Here is a 16,016-nt window from a genome sequence, read left to right as displayed (position 1 = left end):
GGCGTTTTTTTACTGTTATGAGATATTTTTTGGAATGATCGTGAAGTTATTTCTTTATAACTGATCGTATTGGTAGTTACTATACATGGTCGGAAAATAGTAACAGTGAAGAACTATAAGTTTATCCGTGAGCATGGGGACGGTACTCTCGGATATTTATTCCAATTTACGTGAGCTAATAGGTATCAATTTAAATGAAGTAAAATTAAATTTTGCCGATAAAGTATCTGTCTGTTTTAAAAAAAGGGATTAGATTCATTGTGAAAATGCGTAATGCTTTTTTCATCGCTGTTATTGGACTCACTGTTTATGTGCAGTTTTTCCAAAAAAGAAACCCTATTCAGGAATCTCAGGTAGAAAAAATTGAAATCAATCCGCAGTTAGGTCAAATTTGTAAGGCTACAACTGCTATGGTGTTTGGTCGTGATTATAAGCTTATAATGCTGGATAGCATAGATACAGATGGGATAGCTTATGTACATTACAACCGCCCGTCAGATAATTCAAATTGGGCTATTAAGTGCAAGCTTGAAGGTAATCGAGTTCTTTGGGCTTCGAATAATCCTGACAATACTGGTAGGTGGCGTAATCACCCTGCCGATGAAGTGATCACTTACAATATAAGCGGCACGAAACTAAAGCTGAAGCAAGTTTATACCGATGGTTCAAATGAAGATGCAATTTACGATATTAAATAAAGTAAAAACCATCCAGTAAAATTAGCACCATTAACACCTCCAATATATATATCCCTCCGATAAGCCGCAATTGCGGCTTTTTTTATGGAAAATCTTATGCAAAACATCTCTCCTGAAATGCGGATTGCTGTTATTGAGCTTTCCTCCGATCCTGAAATTGAACTGTTTGAAATCGATCTCACTCATATCGGCGGAATACGTTACCGGTTTTACAACGGCATGAATAATCAGCAAAAACCGCTTATCTGGCAGAAACAAACCTATGCTCCCTATCCGGTCAGCGGAGAGGGATTCACCTACAGTGGCAAAGGTCCGTCCGGACGACCGACAATTACGTTGTCTAATTTATTTGGTCTGATTACCGGCATTGTCAGCCAGCTGGACGGTGCTGGTGGCGGTTATGTTATCCGCCGGATAGTGAAATCCCGGTTCCTCGATGCGGAGAACTTTGCGGAAGGTAATACGGATGCCGATCCATCACAGGAAATCATCAGCCGCTGGGTAATAGAGCAGGTCACCAGCCTGAATAATAAAACAGTGTCTTTTATGCTGGCAGCTCCCAGTGAGACAGACGGCGCAATGTTGCCGTGCCGGGTTATTTTATCGGATGTGTGTCCGTGGAGATATCGCTCTGCTGAATGTGGCTATACCGGGCTGCCGGTTGCCGATAAGTGGGGGAAATCAACGGGTGACCCGGCAAAAGACAAGTGCGGTAAGCGACTGCCGGACTGCAAACTTCGCAATAATCAGGCACGGATCGGTGCCTTTGTTTCAACATCCCGCCTGAGTTAACCAGAGGCATTTATGATTAATACTATTCTGGCGCATGCCCTTGCGGATGCGCCACGGGAATCCTGCGGCCTGATTATCCGTAATCAGCAGGGTGAGCACTATCTTCCGTATCAGAACCGGTCTGCGGAACCGGCTCACTATTTTTCTGTTAGTTGTGATGATTTTATCCGCGCAGGTGAACAAGGTGAGGTGGTCGCAGTGGTTCACAGCCATCCCGGCGGAGAGCCGTATCTGAGTGCGGCAGACCGGGCTATGCAGGTGAACAGTGGTTTGCCGTGGCTGTTGGTTTGCAATAACACTGTCCGCCGGTTTGAGCCGGTGCCGCATCTGTTGGGGCGGATATTTCATCACGGCGCAACGGATTGTTACAGCCTGTTCCGCGATGCTTATCATTTGGCTGGCATCAATCTGCCTGACTTTGAACGGGCGGATGACTGGTGGCGGCGCGGCGGGGAACTCTACCTGGATAACATGGAACAAAATGGCTTCTCCCGGGTGAAAAAAGATATCCGCCCCGGTGATGTGATCCTTTTCTGTTATGCCAGTTCCCGGGCAAATCATGCGGCGCTGTATACCGGCGACCAGACCATTCTCCACCATATCCCGAATCAACTCAGTAAACGCGAGGCTTATAACCCACGATGGCAATACATGACTCACTCAATCTGGCGTTACCGCCACTGGCAACCTTCCGGCTTTACGGGGATCTGCAACGATTTGGACGCCGTTTCGATTTAAGTGTCAGCACCGCAGCGGAAGGTCTTCATGCGCTGTTTCTTCAGTTACCGCAACTCCGGCAGTGTATTCGTGATGGCTGGTATCAAATCCGGATCGCCGGCAGTGATGTTGCTCCTGATGAAATTCACCAGCGGTTTCATGAAAAACTGCGCGGCAATGCGGTCATTCACATTGTTCCGCGCATTGAAGGGGCCAAGGGTGGCGGGGTGTTCCAGTTTATTGCAGGTGCTGCGGTATTGGGATTGGGATGGTGGAATCCCGGCAACTGGGCTATCGGTGGCGCGCTGATATCTGCCGGTGCGGCAATGATGATGGGCGGTGTTGCGCAGATGCTGACACCTGTTGTGAAACAACCGGACGCCTCGCGTGGTGAGGAAGAGAAAGGAAATACGTATTTCAGTAATTTAGATAATGCCGTTGCACAGGGAATGGCTGTCCCTGTTGCCTACGGGCGGATCATGTGCGGGTCACGGGTGATATCACAATCACTCGAGGTCATGGATGACAGTGAACATAAATATATTGCTGCCGGTAAACATGGCGGCTGAGTGAGATAAAAATGGGAAAAGGTGGTGGAGGTCAGCGTACGCCTTATGAGGCACCAAATGATTTAAGCTCGCGGCAGAAAATATCACTAATTGACCTGATCAGCGAAGGACCGATTGAGGGTCCGGAAGAGATAAACAATGTCATCGACGATCTCACCTGCGTTTATCTCGATGATACACCGGTGATCGACGGCTCCGGTAACAGCACAGTGAATGGCATGACGATACAGTGGCGCTCGGGAACACTCGAACAGCCCGCACTACAGGGGTTTACGTCATCAGCCAATGAGGTGCCTGTCGGTATTGAAATGAAATGCAATCAGCCGGTGACACGGACTATTACGGCACCGGATATTGACCGGCTGCGGCTGACGTTCGGGACACAGTCACTGGTTGAATCAAAAGCTAACGGAGACAGTGTCGCAACAACGGTGCGGCTGATTATTCAGATACAGCGCAATGGCAGTTGGATCACTGAAAAAAATATCTCTATCGCGGGTAAGCGCAGCAACTCGCCGTATCTGATGGCGGTTATCTTAGATAATTTACCGCCGGCACCGTTCAGCATACGGATGACCCGGCTGACATCGGACAGCCACAGTGACCGGCTCCGCAATAATACCGTCTGGTCAGGTTATTCAGAGCTGATTGATATTAATCAGATATACCCGGGCTCTGCGGTTGCCGGGCTGACGTTTGAAAGTGAGCAGTTTGGTAATAAATTTCCCCGCCGTAATTATCTGATTAAAGGCCGGATTATTCCGGTGCCGTCAAATTATCATCCGGACACCCGGCAATATACCGGTATCTGGGACGGAACATTCAAACCTTCCTGGACTGATAATCCGGCATGGGTGCTGTGGGATTTACTGACACACCCGCGTTACGGACTGGGACAGCGGCTGAAAATTGCAGAGGTGGATAAATTCGCACTGTATATGATTGGTCAGTATTGCGACCGGGAGGTGGATGACGGATTCGGCGGGCGGGAGCCGCGTGTCCGCTGTAATGCTTATATTACGGATTTGCGCAAAGCCTATGATGTGATCAGTGAATTGTGCTCATCTATGCGGATCATGCCGGTGTGGAACGGGCAGATGCTGACTTTTGTCCAGGACAGAGCATCTGATTCAGTGTGGCCGTATACCAATGCCAATGTGGCTGAAGGGGTATTTGAGTACAGTTTCAGTCCGGTAAAGGCTCGCCATAATATTATCGAAGTCCGGTTTGTTGATCCGGATAATGGTTGGAAAACCAGTATAGAGCAGGTCTCTGATGATATTTCGGTGGCAAAAAACGGGCGCAATGTCCTGCGGGTATCTGCATTCGGATGCACCAGTCGCGGGCAGGCACACCGCCACGGGCTGTGGATACTGACAACGGAAAAACTGGAGACCCGGACTGTTGAATTTAAAATCGGGGCGGAAGGCTGCGCCATACACCGGGTGATATTTTTGAAGTGGCAGATAATGACTGGGTAGCGGCACAGATTGGCGGGCGTATTTTGTCTGTCGATCGCGAAAATAAAACACTGCTGCTGGATCGTGATATTGAAAAGCCGGTAAACGGCGATGCGTATGTTTCCCTGATTGACGGCAGCGGGATGCCAAAAACTATCAAAGTGATCGGTTATCCTGCCGGTAATCAAATTATTCCCGAAGCGATCCCTGAAGGAATAGCGCAGCACTCTGTCTGGGCGCTGACACTGCCGTCATTGCGCCGCCGGTTGTTCCGTGCCGTTTCGCTGGTAGATAATGGTGATGGTTCATTCACCGTCACGGCTGTTCAGCATGCACCTGAAAAAGAGGCGATTGTCGATAAAGGTGCTGTATTTGAGCCAAAACCAGACACACCAGCCAGTGGTTTTATCCCGCCCGTCGAAAACCTGACCGTTGAAATAACCAGTGATAATGAGGCATGGCAGGCAGAAGCGGCGTGGAATTCCCCTTATGCGTTGCGGGGGATGGCATATCATCTGAAGCTGTTAATGGGTGAGCGGATTGCCGGGACCGCCATGACGAAAGATTCATTTTACCGGTTCAGTGGCATGCCGGAAGGTTATTATACGCTGGTGGTCACTCCGCAGAATGACAGAGGGCAGAAAGGAGAGCCGGCCAGCACTGAGTTTTCAGTTAATCCGCCGGAAGCACCATCGCAGATTGATGTGGCTCCGGGGTATTTCAGTTTAAGTGTGGTTCCCCGTACAGCAGGGCGGAATAGCCTGCGCAATCAGTATGAATTTTGGTTTTCAGAAGCACAGATAAACGATCACCGGAAAATAGAATCCGCTGCATCTTATCTCGGTAATGGCTCAATGTGGGTTATTCAGGGGAGTAACCTGAAAGCCGGACAACGGTATTTTATTTATGTTCGCAGTATTAATATTGTCGGAAAATCTGATTTTACTGAGGGAAGCGGTATACCGGAAAGTCATGCCGGAGACATTCTTCAGCAGGCAAGCAGGGATTTTCAGCAGTCGGATGTTATTAAACAACTTAATAATGATATTGGCTATCTTAGCAGCGCAAAGAAATTACATGATCAGAATATTAAAAACCTGAATGCAGGGTTAAAACTAACGGATAACCGAAATAAATCAGATATAAAAGGGCTGAAGGATAAATTGCAGAGAAGTGATGATGCTGCAAGTCAGATTAAATCTGACTTCAGTAATAAGCTAACTAAAAACCAGCAGGATCTGGGAAGAGTAGTGGGTGACCTGAGAGCGCAAGGCAATAAAATTACAGAAATAAAGTCTTCTGATAATAGTAATAAATCTGAGATAAGAGGGTTAAAAGAACGGCTACAGAGTAATGATGTTGCTGTCAGTAATCTGAAATCGGAGGTTAATAATAAATTAAGACAAAACAGTCAGGATATCGACAGAATTACCAATGATATCCTGACACAAAATAATCTAATTAAAACTCACAAACGGGAAATGACCTCCGCCACAAGTAAAAATATATCAGAAATTAACCGTATTGAACGGGCATATACTAATAAGGAACGTAGCTGGTCACAAACAATATCAGAAGTGAAATCTTCAGTCGGAGAAATGAAATCATCGGTATTAAGTAATACGAACAGCATCACCACACTGAACCGTACATTTTCACAATCTGAACAGCAGGTTCAGGCAGCATTAAAATCGCAGGAAGCGGTAATTAACACCAAAACCACAGCGATGTTTGAGCAGAACAGCAACGGCTATGCGCTGCATTCTGTCAATGCCGGTATCCGTGTACATGGTATCGAACATAAGGCTGGTATGGTTATCGGGGCAGAAGTCAGTCGCGGGAAAGTAAAAACATCCATTGGTTTTAGTGCTGATAATTTCGCATTTTATAACCCTGCAACAAAGTCCATGGATCTGTTTATGTATATCAAAAATGGTCAGGTCTTTATGCGGGAGTCGTTTATTAATAAGGCATGGCTGAATAGTGTGGTAGTCAGCAATAAAATGGAGTCAGACAACTATATCCCCGGTAAAAAAGGATTCATTTTGGATGCAAAGAAAAATTCATTTGAAATGAATGCTAATGAAGGTGGGAGTAGTTTAAGTTTCAACGGCTCCGGTCTGTGCCTGCGTGATTCAAATGGCAATATCCGGATTGAAATTGGTCTGAAAGAAGATGACGACGAATCAGACTATGATTGGAGTGAGGATGATGAATGACAAAAAAAGTCGTATTTAATGTTTATCATGAAACTGGTGAAATCGACAACATTATTGATTCATTACTGACCGTTATTCATTCTGAACAAGTTGATTTTAAAAGAAACTCAATCATTATAAATGAAAAATATCTGAAAGACGGCGGGAAGATTATAGCCGTTCCTATCGTGACACACCGGTCAGAAACAACTTCAAGATATCCCACAATTGAGAACTTAAAGGTAAATGGTAACCGGGTTGAATGGACGTATTCAGGTAAAAATGGCGTGAAGAGTGCAACTATTCCGGTCATTCATGTTTTTAAATTAATAGGCGGATAATATAAAACCGGTCATTTCAATTAACGGCAGTGAAATAGGTTTGTTATCATCCGTGACGTATGTTCTGGAAAAAATAATAGACATGAGCGAGTTCTCAAAAGGCAGCGGAGAGTATGAGCACTGGATAGACACCGGGTATAAAATTAAGTACCCGAATATGTGGGATAAATATATTTTATTTCACAGGAATGCAAGACAGGATGGTACTGAGGCCACAATGCTCAGGTACAGATGGAATAACACACATACACAGATAAATGTCGTCGCGTCAGATACATTAAATATTTATATCTACAGACCTATTGTTGAGTCAGATATAAATAAAGGCTTTGGTATTAATATCTATAATGAAGATGGCGTACTTTTTTACTCATCATCACAATTTCCGCTCAGAATAAAAGATATTATTACGGATCTGACATTTGGCGGCACACTGTTTGATAAAGACAAACCTCTTGATTACCGCTCCGGCTACCGGGGCTGCATGGTGCTGAGTTATATTTCAGCATCGGTTGAAGGCAGTTTTTTCAGCCTGGTATTCGGTTACGGGGTTAATAATTCAGGCAATGTAAGGCGGGTAATCGATCTCGCCGCACTCGGTGGCGGCGGGGCATACGCTAATGATATCGGGTGTATTGTGGCGTATGCGCCGGATTGTTATCCGCGATGGGGAAGCACATCAGGTTCGGGCATAGCCGGGCAGTGATCAGGATATGAAAGTAAATACCTAGGCGTAATGACAATGACACTACACCTTGCTATGATTAAGGGAATATACAATTAACTCTGGAGTTAATTATGCCAAACCAAAGTAATACACCGGCGAAAGAACCAGATGCTGCTGCCCGTTCCACCCTGAATCTGCGGATAAAACCAGAAGACAAGGTTCTGATAGACAAGGCAGCGAGTGCAGCAGGTAAAAACCGTACTGAGTTTGTGTTGGACGCAGCCCGCCGTGCAGCGGAAGAAACGCTGGCAGATCTTCGTGTAATCAATGTCAGCCCAGAAGTGTATCAGCAATTTGTAGCACAACTGGATGCTCCTCCGCAAAATAATAACGGGATCAGAACAACCATGATGTCTGAATCTCCGTGGGCGAAATAACATTGAATCTGACGGCACCGGAATCACTGGAGCATAGCCATATCATTGACGATTTCGCCTCCGGAGAGGAGTCTCTTGATCACTGGCTGAAAATGCGGGCAATGCAAAACCAACACTTTGGGGCATCCCGTACCTTTGTAACCTGTACAGATAACCGGGTGATGGGGTATTACGCATTGTCTACCGGTGTTATCACTACGTCTCATGCTATTGGCCGATTCCGGCGGAATATGCCTACAGATATCCCTGTGATTTTACTCGGCCGACTGGCGGTGGATAAGCATGCCAAAGGGATGGGAATAGGGCGCGGATTAGTTAAAGATGCAGCACTGCGTGTACTACAGGCATCAGGGCTGGTGGGTATCAGAGGGATGGTGGTGCATGCATTGTCCGACGATGCCAGACGATTCTATGAGCATGTGGGTTTTGTCTCTTCTCCGCTGGACCCCATGATGCTGATGATCACACTGGCAGACCTCCGGTATGCAATGGGAGTACATCCAAATTGAATATTCAGACCGGGTGTTCTCTAAAAGGAACCTATGAATATGGGTTAATTCGTGGGTATAGGTTTTTTTTAAGTCATCACCAACCTTTTCTTGCGATCAGCTCCTTCATAGCATGGTTTTCCAAACTGACTTCCGCAAGCAACCTCTTAAGCTTGGTATTTTCATCCCCGGGTCCTTGAAGCCTTTTAATGTTAGCTGCTCCCATGCCTTCATATTTTGACTTCCAATTGCAATGTGTAATATTATTTGCTCTGTTCTGGTGATTGATTTCGACGATCTTCATACCAGAGTCAGCCTGCTTTAAATAGTAACGATCTGTGATTCGGTAAAATTGTCTTTTTTATCATGACTTCTGCTGTTTTCAGGGTAGAAAAATTAATTATTCCATTTTAGGGGAAGCGGATAGTAAGTATAAGCAGTTTTTTGTCGCCTCTTGAACGTTTTTGATTATCCGGATAGCGCTATAAAAAGATAGTAATTGAAATTATTACTATCATAATAAATTGATATAAATATTATCATATATAATGAGACCGTCGTGGTTTCTGAAAGAATAATAATGGATCTGCTAGCTAAAGTGGGAATATCAGCTGCTGCCAAATCATTAATGAGCTCAATATTACCTTCTTTGGGAAATTATCTTAATGCTAGATCATTAGTTAGATTTCTTAATAGCAGTGATAGTATGATAGGATATCTGATATATCATGTTACTAAGGTGTTAAAGATAAGAGCGATACACAGTAGTGAAAGTGATGTATATATTGATGATATTTATTAACCATTAACGTTAGAGAAAATACAAAAAATATCCAATGGTACTAACTTATTAAAATGTGATGAAAACTGTCAAGGCTAAGTTCAGATGTCCGGAATAGGGCAAAGTCTAAATGTCCATCAACTGCTTAGCATGGTCAGTAGGAGCTTCACAGGGAAAGCAATTCGTGGGAATATCATTAGACTTATAAAGTGTGAGGTATAAAAATGGCAAGGAATAAAAAAAACAAAAATGCTTTCAGCTACAACAATCATGATGTTGCGAGCAGGAATTTTATAAATAAAAACTTCAATAAAACTCACAGTTACCATTCTAATTTTTTTCAGTCAAAATTCACGAATACATCTTTTATTGGTGCCTCATTGAAATGGTGTAACTTTACTGGCAGTCTATTCCAATCATCTTTATTAAGAGGCGTCCTTTTTAGAGGAGGAAGTCTGCGGCACGTTGTATTTAAAGAATGTATAATAAACGCATGTAATTTAGATGGTTGCAAAACGGAAGGTTTAAGGATTGATAAGTGCTACATAATTAGCAGTAATAATTTAATTGACCGTTTAGATCCTTCTCAAATTATTGATTCGAAAATTTACAAGTCTTTTCCAGAAAATGAACTATTCAATCCTATTTTAATCGATGTTATTCAAGAGTTAAGAAAAAATGATTATGTGAGGCGATCTTCAGTTTTACATAGAAAATTGAATAAAATTGATACTATTTCGCTCATGTACCTTTTAGATCGCTTCGATGAAAACTTTCTTATCGAACAGTTGCCAAATATTTGTATGGAAATTGAACGTGAATTTCATACGATCAGCTATATTGACCAGCTTCTAAGAAAACAGGTATAATGTTGCTACCCGGTCTCACCACCCATAGAAATCCACAAACTGACGAACAGATGCCTGTCTACGGACTGATGCGGGTATAAAGCGTTTGTTTTTAATACGTTAGTGGAGGTAATGCCTATGGTATTAGATATCATGACTGTTTTGGCCTTTGTGTTTTTGGTTCTGTATAAAATAGCTTCACGAATCATTTCTATGTCTGGTGGTGCGATAACGTTCTAATTTTAAGAATCTTTTTCTTTAAAACTTACTAGAGTAGATTTCGTTTTGAATAAACGTAAGATACTCTTCACTTTGGCTGCCTTTCCTAAATTCTTTCTGTCCTTCAAAATCTGTATCAGGTATAAAATGGATTAACTGACTATCTTGATAAAGTGATAGAGCGGAGTTTTCATTGAGCTCCTTAGTGTCCATTAATTGATAAACTGATTCAATACATGCACCGATAAGAACATCACACAACTGCACGCTCGGGCTTTCTTTCGAATCAATCTGATAAACTTTTTTAAGATTTAGCGGGAATGAGATAGTTGCTATTTCGGAATGCTTAAACTCTCCTTTCTTATCACAATTGATCAAATAGTTAAGGCGTTCATTGTAAGTTAGCAGATTTTTCGAGCGATCATGCTCAATGGCATACTCTCCAGGGGACATCATTTCCGTGCGAGAGATTAATGCATTTAAAATAGTGAATGAGGCATCAGTACTAATCCCATCAGTCATGATGGCATCAATACAATCTTGGTGATTAAATGCCAAAGGACCAAAAAACTCCTTTAACTTTCGCCAGTCAATATCCCTTATTTTACTTATTAGCAAATTCACTGAGTCTAACGTTTTCTCTTTCATAGCATTTTGAAACTGAAGCAGAACATCATCAAACGCAGAGCCATAATACACTGGTCCAACGTAATACACCATTGATGCCATTGAGAAGTTACCACCATCCTCATAAAGATTAATTCCAAAATCATAATAAAATGGTTCAACGGCATAATCGATGAACATAAGGATTAGTAAAAAACGCTTATCACCTACGCATGTTATGCATGGGTAATTAGTTAAGAGGTGTTTTTGCAATTCAAACAATGGTTTACGGTTGGAATCTCTTCTTTTTAGTGAACTGTACTTCAATTCATTAGCTTGAAGTTTGGGGAAATATTCTTTTATCAGACGACGGGCATCATCATGGTTTATTAGTATTGATGACGCGCCTTGGAATTTTTGCTCTTTGTGGAGTAAGTCATAACCTGTATATCCACTTTCATCCATAGAAAACGTTATCATCATCCATCTCCATTGACCCTGTAAATAATTCTGTATAATTGCCACTGTATTACAGGTGAGCACTCAGGCGGTCACCAAACTCAATAATAAATCGTGTCATTGCCAATCGCCAGTTTCGGATCAGCATACTCTATTTTTTGAGGCTTCCATAATCGCCAAGTAAATTACTTTCTGTACAGAATCGTCGGTCGGAAATACTTTGTGTTTCTCTACCGCCTGACGGATCACGCTGTTCAGTGATTCAATGTGGTTTCAACCGTGAGCTTTTTAAGCATCCCAGAAACATGGTTAAGGTCGTCTTCTGTTTTCTGGTCTGTTCAGCCGCAAGAACTTTGAGTTTCTTTTCATCCATAATGTGCCTGTCTCCGTTGTTGGGGCGAACATATCAAAAATAGGTAATCACACAATTTAGATTACAGGCTCGAACATCTTAACACTCAGGTTCATCGCCTAAGCCGTAAGTGCAGGCAAAGGGATCTTCCCAGTTGTTATTTTTATAGAAAAAATTTATCGAATTGCCATCAGGTAATGTCACATATCCGACACCGCTCGACAGTAACAGCCATTTTCCGGACAAGCCATCTTTAAACTCAATATTGCCATATGCGACACAAGATGAATAATACTCATGAAGCCATGACTTCTCTTTTGATTCTTCTGCGTGACTAAAGTAGTTAATAATCTGTTTTTTATTGGGAATAAATTTCTTACAGGCATTTATTTCATTTTTATCAGTAACATTGCTACCGGTAGTGCCGACTTCGTGTATTTCAATATTTTTTACAACCCGTGCTTGTATAGAATGAGGGAGCAGGAATATCAGTAGTAACAAAAGGTATTTATTATTTACCATGATGCTGTACTCGCTTCAGTTTCGTTTTTTCTGGCTACATCCGGGTGTTTATATACTTCAGATGAAGAAATACCTAACACCTCTGAAAGCTCTGATATTAGCCATCTGAGTGACTCATTTTGTTTATTGCCGACAGATTCGTATGTACGTGTTTTATTATCACTCAACTCGGATTTTCCGACAATCTCAATGCCAATACTATCTACATTACCCGGATAACGATCCGGAAATGATTTTGTTTTCTCAATATCGGATATCTGTTTCGGCTTCCATGAGGATTCTAATCCTGCCATTTTTTGTAATTCAGCAGGCTCACATTTTTTTTGTGATGACACATCGTGACCGCATCAGCCCGACATGCCAAGTTGTTTTAGATAATGACGCGGTTTGATAAATAGTACCATCGCGGTCAATTAAAAAATGCGCGCCGTTAGACCCTGAATGACTATAGCTATTGAAGGTTTAGCTGGCGGTTTGAGTATCCGTCTGATGAACAATAATTCCGTTAATCTTGTCCATTCTGTCACGTTCTATTTTACGGAATATTTTGGTCACAATACGGTTTGATTTAACTAATCCGTTGTCATCAATATAGATCATATATGAATATCCGTTGGTTGATTATTCAATGTTTCCTGTAAAAGTTATATCATGTGGCTGCATCAGAATGCTATGGGGGTATTACGTATTTCTGTGCAGACGAGAAATAAAATAGTGATATTATTCATAATGATATTTTTTTTATAAGGTTAGCATATATTTTTGAATAATCTCTGAAATGTAGTTGCGAAGCCCTGACATAAAATAATCCACTAAAAACCAACAACACAAACCACAACACAAAATTACAACCACTTGATTAACAATAACAACTTACCGACTCTCACACATATCACAATTGATGCAACGTTCAGTAATCAGTAACGCCATAGTCGCTATCATCATATAAATTATTTAAAATTCAGCAACTTATATCTTTCACTTATACGTTACTATCTAGCCATTACATTATCTCAGAAAATCCCGCAGAACGAAGTATGAAATGGATAACTTTTTACGATTTGATTTCAGCAAAGGCGATAAGGTTACCATTTATGCCGGATTTCCAAAAGGAAAGCAGTTAAAAGGCTGGGAATTGTGTGGAGATATAAACGGATACCATCTTCTGTGGCGTATACCGCGATTAAACATCTGATCCCGAAGTTGACACAGTCAGCCCGGTCACGGAACCGGAAGCCATTTTATGATAGGTTGATTAGTCTGTGTTATGTTGAGGAAGGTCAGGCTGATTGGTTATTTAAACAGATGAATGAACAACAGCTAGCGATTAAATCGGCATTCGGTTTATTATAACCAATTGATAAATAATTATTTTTATCGTAATGGCATAAATATATTTATTAAATTTAAGTTAAGTATTAAACTTAGTATGTGGTAATAACATCAGGGCTGATATAGAAAGACAAACGGATGTCCCTGTAATGGGTAACATTTTAATCTTGGTTTGACAGAGACAAGTTCGGCTAATCATGACAAGGATAAAGGAATGGATGTTTACTTTGGACGAAATGAAGCTGAAGAAGAATATATACGTAAATTAAAAGCAGATGATCTATATAAAAAGCTTGAAGCTCAGTTAGCTGAGATGGACGATGATAATATTCATGCATTACTGACAGTAGAAGAGGCGAGTCAGTTTGTTTCAATCATGCAAGAGCCAACATCTTATAAGCAGGAAAGCGGGAAAGATATATTTTTTAAGTATGCGGGTATAGTTACCTCTTTTACGGGTAACTACCTGGATGCTTACGGGTTAGGAAAGCTTATTAATGAAATAAAAAGCTTCGGCGTTGAAGCTATTGAATATGTCGGAAAAGATGGAAACAGATATATAAAGTTAACGGGGCTTGCCGGATTAAGGACATACCTTAATGCCACTCGCTATCTTGTAGATAATCCAAAAATGCTGGAATTTGGGATCGGTGAAGTCGGCTTTGAGACTAATTTAGTTAAAGGTGCCCGGTTTTGTGTTTTATTTTCAGCCGGATATCGTGTTTTGGAGTTATTGTTTAAAGATGAATATGGACTAACCGATTTCTTTGTAAATTTATCAATGGATGCTGCAAAAACGTTGATTAGCACGGGTGTTTTATGGGCGTTAAGCGGAACTGTTACAACAGCTGTTACTTTTTTATTTGGAGGGGGAATTATTGCTGTTAGTATTGTTTTATTTGGTGTTGGTTTAGGGGTGGCTATAGTACTTTTTATTGCAGACGACTATTTTAAAATAAGTGAAGGTATAATTAGTGCTTTAAAAAATAATATTGCAGCATCAAAGGCTCAAGATTTAAGGAATGATATAAATGGTGGATTTCATATTTGGGCGGGGTTAAGTCGTGGATAGCTCATCAAAAAATAAAATAAAAATAATTTTAACTATATTTACATTAATGTTAATCCCGGGATTGTTGTTTTACTTTTCAATCGTAAGTATTAATGACTATATAAACAAAGAAAATATAATTAAAATATATCCTGGTTTGTTTTTTTGTTTTTTTTTGCTCCGTTAATAACTTATATTTCTTTTGGTCTGTTTATGATGTTAATAAATAAGGGGGAGCTTTTATCAAAAAATAAAGTATTTAATAAAATATTGAATGTGCTAGTTTGTTTTTCTATTTTTTCTTTTATTTTTGTGGTAATTGGACCTATGTATATTGATGACGATCTAATATCAAAAGGTTACATAAGGTGCCAAGTATCCTCATTTAAGTCACCGGGTATTTATGTTATTGACTCCAGTTTGTGTAAAAAATAGCATAGGTTTCACCTCGGTTATTTATCTTAATTTATACTGTATCCAGATAGATGTATGAGGATGTATGGTCGTGGATGATTCAATCAAGAAAAAATATAATATAGCTTTTGGAGTATTTTTGTTACTTATTATGGCTATTGTATTTATATGGCTGCCATCTATTTATTTCTTTGGTTATATAAATAAAGAAGATATTATTAAAATACATTTTAGTATGTTTTTTATATTATGCGTTCCACTTTTGCTTTATTTTTCATTTGGTGGAATTATGATTCTTATAAATAAAGAAAGATTGTTAAAAAAAACATAGTATCTTTAAAAAAAACATTAAATGTATTGTTCGGTATTGCTGCTCTTTCTTTTGTTTTTGTAGTAATAGGTCCGATATACATGGATGATGACCTCATATCGAAAGGTTACATCAAATGCCAGAAAACTTCATTCAGATCATCAACGATATATGTTGTTGATGCCGGTCTGTGTAAAAAATAACAGAGGTGTTACCCTCTGTTGTTTTCTTTTAAATCACACGGTTATCACAAATGCTGTATGACGATGTATTAGCCATAAGATGACCCCATGAAATAGATTTGTAATTAAGCTGAATACGCTCAAAAGGCATGGCGTCGTTACTGTCGACAGAGTTAGGATAAACGCAGGAAATCTCGGTAACGGAGGCATCAGATAGTTTTATTTCATAAAACTTTTCGAGCTGCCCGCTTTGACTGGTTCTGTAAAATGTAAACCGAGCACTCATCCGCTCATTAGAATCGATTGCAGAGGCCAAGAGTGGCGATGACTTATCAATGGGCTTTGTGAACTGAACAGGATGGTGAGTGGTATTTTGTGCTCTGGATAGCGAGTGATTAAGGCTCAGTATCTGTATTTCATTTTCATGGCCGGACTGGTATCGGTTTCCGATAGAATCCTGCGTTGTACAACCAGATGAAATCAGACCTTGCTTCTGTCCTTCGAGTGTCAGATAAATAAGAAATGACATAAAACTCCCGTGAGTTGTATAGTTAATTTCTTATATTGCTATAA

22 protein-coding genes and 2 pseudogenes are annotated in these 16,016 nt (G+C 40.9%); 16 read left to right on the top strand and 8 right to left on the bottom strand.

The window, feature by feature from the left end:
• Positions 1-260: 260 nt before the first annotated feature.
• The 10 genes from AYY17_RS10670 to AYY17_RS10625 all read left to right on the top strand — a co-directional run bounded on the left by AYY17_RS10670 (position 261) and on the right by AYY17_RS10625 (position 8,388).
• Entirely contained in the window at positions 261-698 is a 438-nt protein-coding gene (locus AYY17_RS10670) for a hypothetical protein (RefSeq protein ID WP_412779020.1), read from the top strand.
• Positions 699-794: 96 nt separating this feature from the next.
• The gene (locus AYY17_RS10665) at positions 795-1,490 is read left to right on the top strand and encodes a phage minor tail protein L (protein WP_067423665.1); all 696 of its coding nucleotides are present in this window, start codon (positions 795-797) and stop codon (positions 1,488-1,490) included.
• A gap of 12 nt (positions 1,491-1,502) precedes the next feature.
• A complete protein-coding gene (locus tag AYY17_RS10660; RefSeq protein WP_067423626.1) occupies positions 1,503-2,228 on the top strand; it encodes a C40 family peptidase in 726 nt (241 codons plus the stop codon).
• Positions 2,132-2,776, top strand: a complete 645-nt coding sequence (locus AYY17_RS10655; RefSeq protein WP_067423624.1) for a tail assembly protein — start codon at positions 2,132-2,134, stop codon at positions 2,774-2,776. Before AYY17_RS10660 ends, AYY17_RS10655 begins: the two co-directional genes overlap by 97 nt.
• A gap of 11 nt (positions 2,777-2,787) precedes the next feature.
• Complete coding sequence (locus tag AYY17_RS22310; protein ID WP_067423622.1) at positions 2,788-4,257, top strand: TipJ family phage tail tip protein; 1,470 nt, start codon at positions 2,788-2,790, stop codon at positions 4,255-4,257.
• Positions 4,236-6,455, top strand: a complete 2,220-nt coding sequence (locus AYY17_RS22305) for a phage tail tip protein J-related protein (protein WP_067423619.1) — start codon at positions 4,236-4,238, stop codon at positions 6,453-6,455. Before AYY17_RS22310 ends, AYY17_RS22305 begins: the two co-directional genes overlap by 22 nt.
• Positions 6,452-6,775, top strand: a complete 324-nt coding sequence (locus AYY17_RS10640) for a hypothetical protein (RefSeq protein WP_067423618.1) — start codon at positions 6,452-6,454, stop codon at positions 6,773-6,775. Before AYY17_RS22305 ends, AYY17_RS10640 begins: the two co-directional genes overlap by 4 nt.
• A gap of 82 nt (positions 6,776-6,857) precedes the next feature.
• Positions 6,858-7,481 carry a hypothetical protein gene (locus tag AYY17_RS10635; RefSeq protein ID WP_067423616.1) on the top strand — a complete coding sequence of 208 codons (624 nt, stop codon included), beginning with the start codon at positions 6,858-6,860 and terminating at the stop codon, positions 7,479-7,481.
• Positions 7,482-7,573: 92 nt separating this feature from the next.
• Complete coding sequence (locus AYY17_RS10630; RefSeq protein ID WP_067423614.1) at positions 7,574-7,879, top strand: type II toxin-antitoxin system TacA family antitoxin; 306 nt, start codon at positions 7,574-7,576, stop codon at positions 7,877-7,879.
• A complete protein-coding gene (locus AYY17_RS10625; protein ID WP_235845360.1) occupies positions 7,876-8,388 on the top strand; it encodes a GNAT family N-acetyltransferase in 513 nt (170 codons plus the stop codon). The genes AYY17_RS10630 and AYY17_RS10625 overlap by 4 nt, the downstream gene beginning before the upstream one ends.
• An 82-nt stretch (positions 8,389-8,470) precedes the next feature.
• On the opposite strand, the pseudogene AYY17_RS10620 reads toward AYY17_RS10625, so the two are convergent.
• Positions 8,471-8,703 (bottom strand): annotated as a pseudogene (locus tag AYY17_RS10620) (IS3 family transposase); the annotation flags it as partial.
• 669 nt (positions 8,704-9,372) lie between these two features.
• Between AYY17_RS10620 and AYY17_RS10615 the strand changes: the two are divergent.
• Complete coding sequence (locus AYY17_RS10615) at positions 9,373-10,017, top strand: pentapeptide repeat-containing protein (protein ID WP_067423612.1); 645 nt, start codon at positions 9,373-9,375, stop codon at positions 10,015-10,017.
• 237 nt (positions 10,018-10,254) lie between these two features.
• Here the strand turns inward: AYY17_RS10615 and AYY17_RS21720 are convergent, their stop codons facing one another.
• From AYY17_RS21720 to AYY17_RS21870, 6 genes and pseudogenes are all read right to left on the bottom strand, one after another.
• On the bottom strand, positions 10,255-11,304 hold the full coding sequence (locus AYY17_RS21720; protein ID WP_235845357.1) for a DUF3800 domain-containing protein: 1,050 nt from the start codon (positions 11,302-11,304) through the stop codon (positions 10,255-10,257).
• A 46-nt stretch (positions 11,305-11,350) separates the two neighbouring features.
• Positions 11,351-11,553, bottom strand: a pseudogene (locus AYY17_RS21245) (transposase); the annotation flags it as partial.
• 178 nt (positions 11,554-11,731) lie between these two features.
• Entirely contained in the window at positions 11,732-12,154 is a 423-nt protein-coding gene (locus AYY17_RS10605; protein WP_067423610.1) for a hypothetical protein, read from the bottom strand.
• On the bottom strand, positions 12,148-12,489 hold the full coding sequence (locus tag AYY17_RS21880) for an N-acetylmuramoyl-L-alanine amidase (protein ID WP_202906406.1): 342 nt from the start codon (positions 12,487-12,489) through the stop codon (positions 12,148-12,150). Before AYY17_RS21880 ends, AYY17_RS10605 begins: the two co-directional genes overlap by 7 nt.
• Positions 12,467-12,568, bottom strand: coding sequence for an N-acetylmuramoyl-L-alanine amidase (locus AYY17_RS22735; protein ID WP_202906407.1), 102 nt, complete (start codon positions 12,566-12,568; stop codon positions 12,467-12,469). Before AYY17_RS22735 ends, AYY17_RS21880 begins: the two co-directional genes overlap by 23 nt.
• Positions 12,569-12,616: 48 nt before the next feature.
• A complete protein-coding gene (locus tag AYY17_RS21870; protein ID WP_202906405.1) occupies positions 12,617-12,754 on the bottom strand; it encodes a hypothetical protein in 138 nt (45 codons plus the stop codon).
• Between the two features lie 537 nt (positions 12,755-13,291).
• Between AYY17_RS21870 and AYY17_RS22730 the strand changes: the two genes are divergently transcribed.
• The 5 genes from AYY17_RS22730 to AYY17_RS22295 all read left to right on the top strand — a co-directional run bounded on the left by AYY17_RS22730 (position 13,292) and on the right by AYY17_RS22295 (position 15,464).
• A complete protein-coding gene (locus tag AYY17_RS22730) occupies positions 13,292-13,507 on the top strand; it encodes an antitermination protein Q (protein ID WP_162271112.1) in 216 nt (71 codons plus the stop codon).
• 193 nt (positions 13,508-13,700) lie between these two features.
• Positions 13,701-14,558 (top strand): hypothetical protein, encoded by an 858-nt coding sequence (locus tag AYY17_RS10590; RefSeq protein WP_067423606.1) that lies wholly within the window; start codon positions 13,701-13,703, stop codon positions 14,556-14,558.
• A 126-nt stretch (positions 14,559-14,684) separates the two neighbouring features.
• Positions 14,685-14,972, top strand: a complete 288-nt coding sequence (locus AYY17_RS22725; protein WP_082981364.1) for a DUF1240 domain-containing protein — start codon at positions 14,685-14,687, stop codon at positions 14,970-14,972.
• A gap of 70 nt (positions 14,973-15,042) precedes the next feature.
• A complete protein-coding gene (locus AYY17_RS22300; RefSeq protein WP_235845356.1) occupies positions 15,043-15,282 on the top strand; it encodes a hypothetical protein in 240 nt (79 codons plus the stop codon).
• Between the two features lie 26 nt (positions 15,283-15,308).
• The gene (locus tag AYY17_RS22295; protein ID WP_235845355.1) at positions 15,309-15,464 is read left to right on the top strand and encodes a DUF1240 domain-containing protein; all 156 of its coding nucleotides are present in this window, start codon (positions 15,309-15,311) and stop codon (positions 15,462-15,464) included.
• Between the two features lie 28 nt (positions 15,465-15,492).
• On the opposite strand, the gene AYY17_RS10580 is transcribed toward AYY17_RS22295, so the two are convergent.
• Entirely contained in the window at positions 15,493-15,972 is a 480-nt protein-coding gene (locus tag AYY17_RS10580) for an Hcp family type VI secretion system effector (RefSeq protein WP_067423604.1), read from the bottom strand.
• Positions 15,973-16,016: the final 44 nt, after the last annotated feature.

It is taken from the genome of Morganella psychrotolerans (assembly GCF_001676055.1).
GTDB lineage: Bacteria > Pseudomonadota > Gammaproteobacteria > Enterobacterales > Enterobacteriaceae > Morganella > Morganella psychrotolerans_B.
Note: the sequence above shows the minus strand (reverse complement) of the source record. Positions and strands in the feature narration are given on the sequence as shown.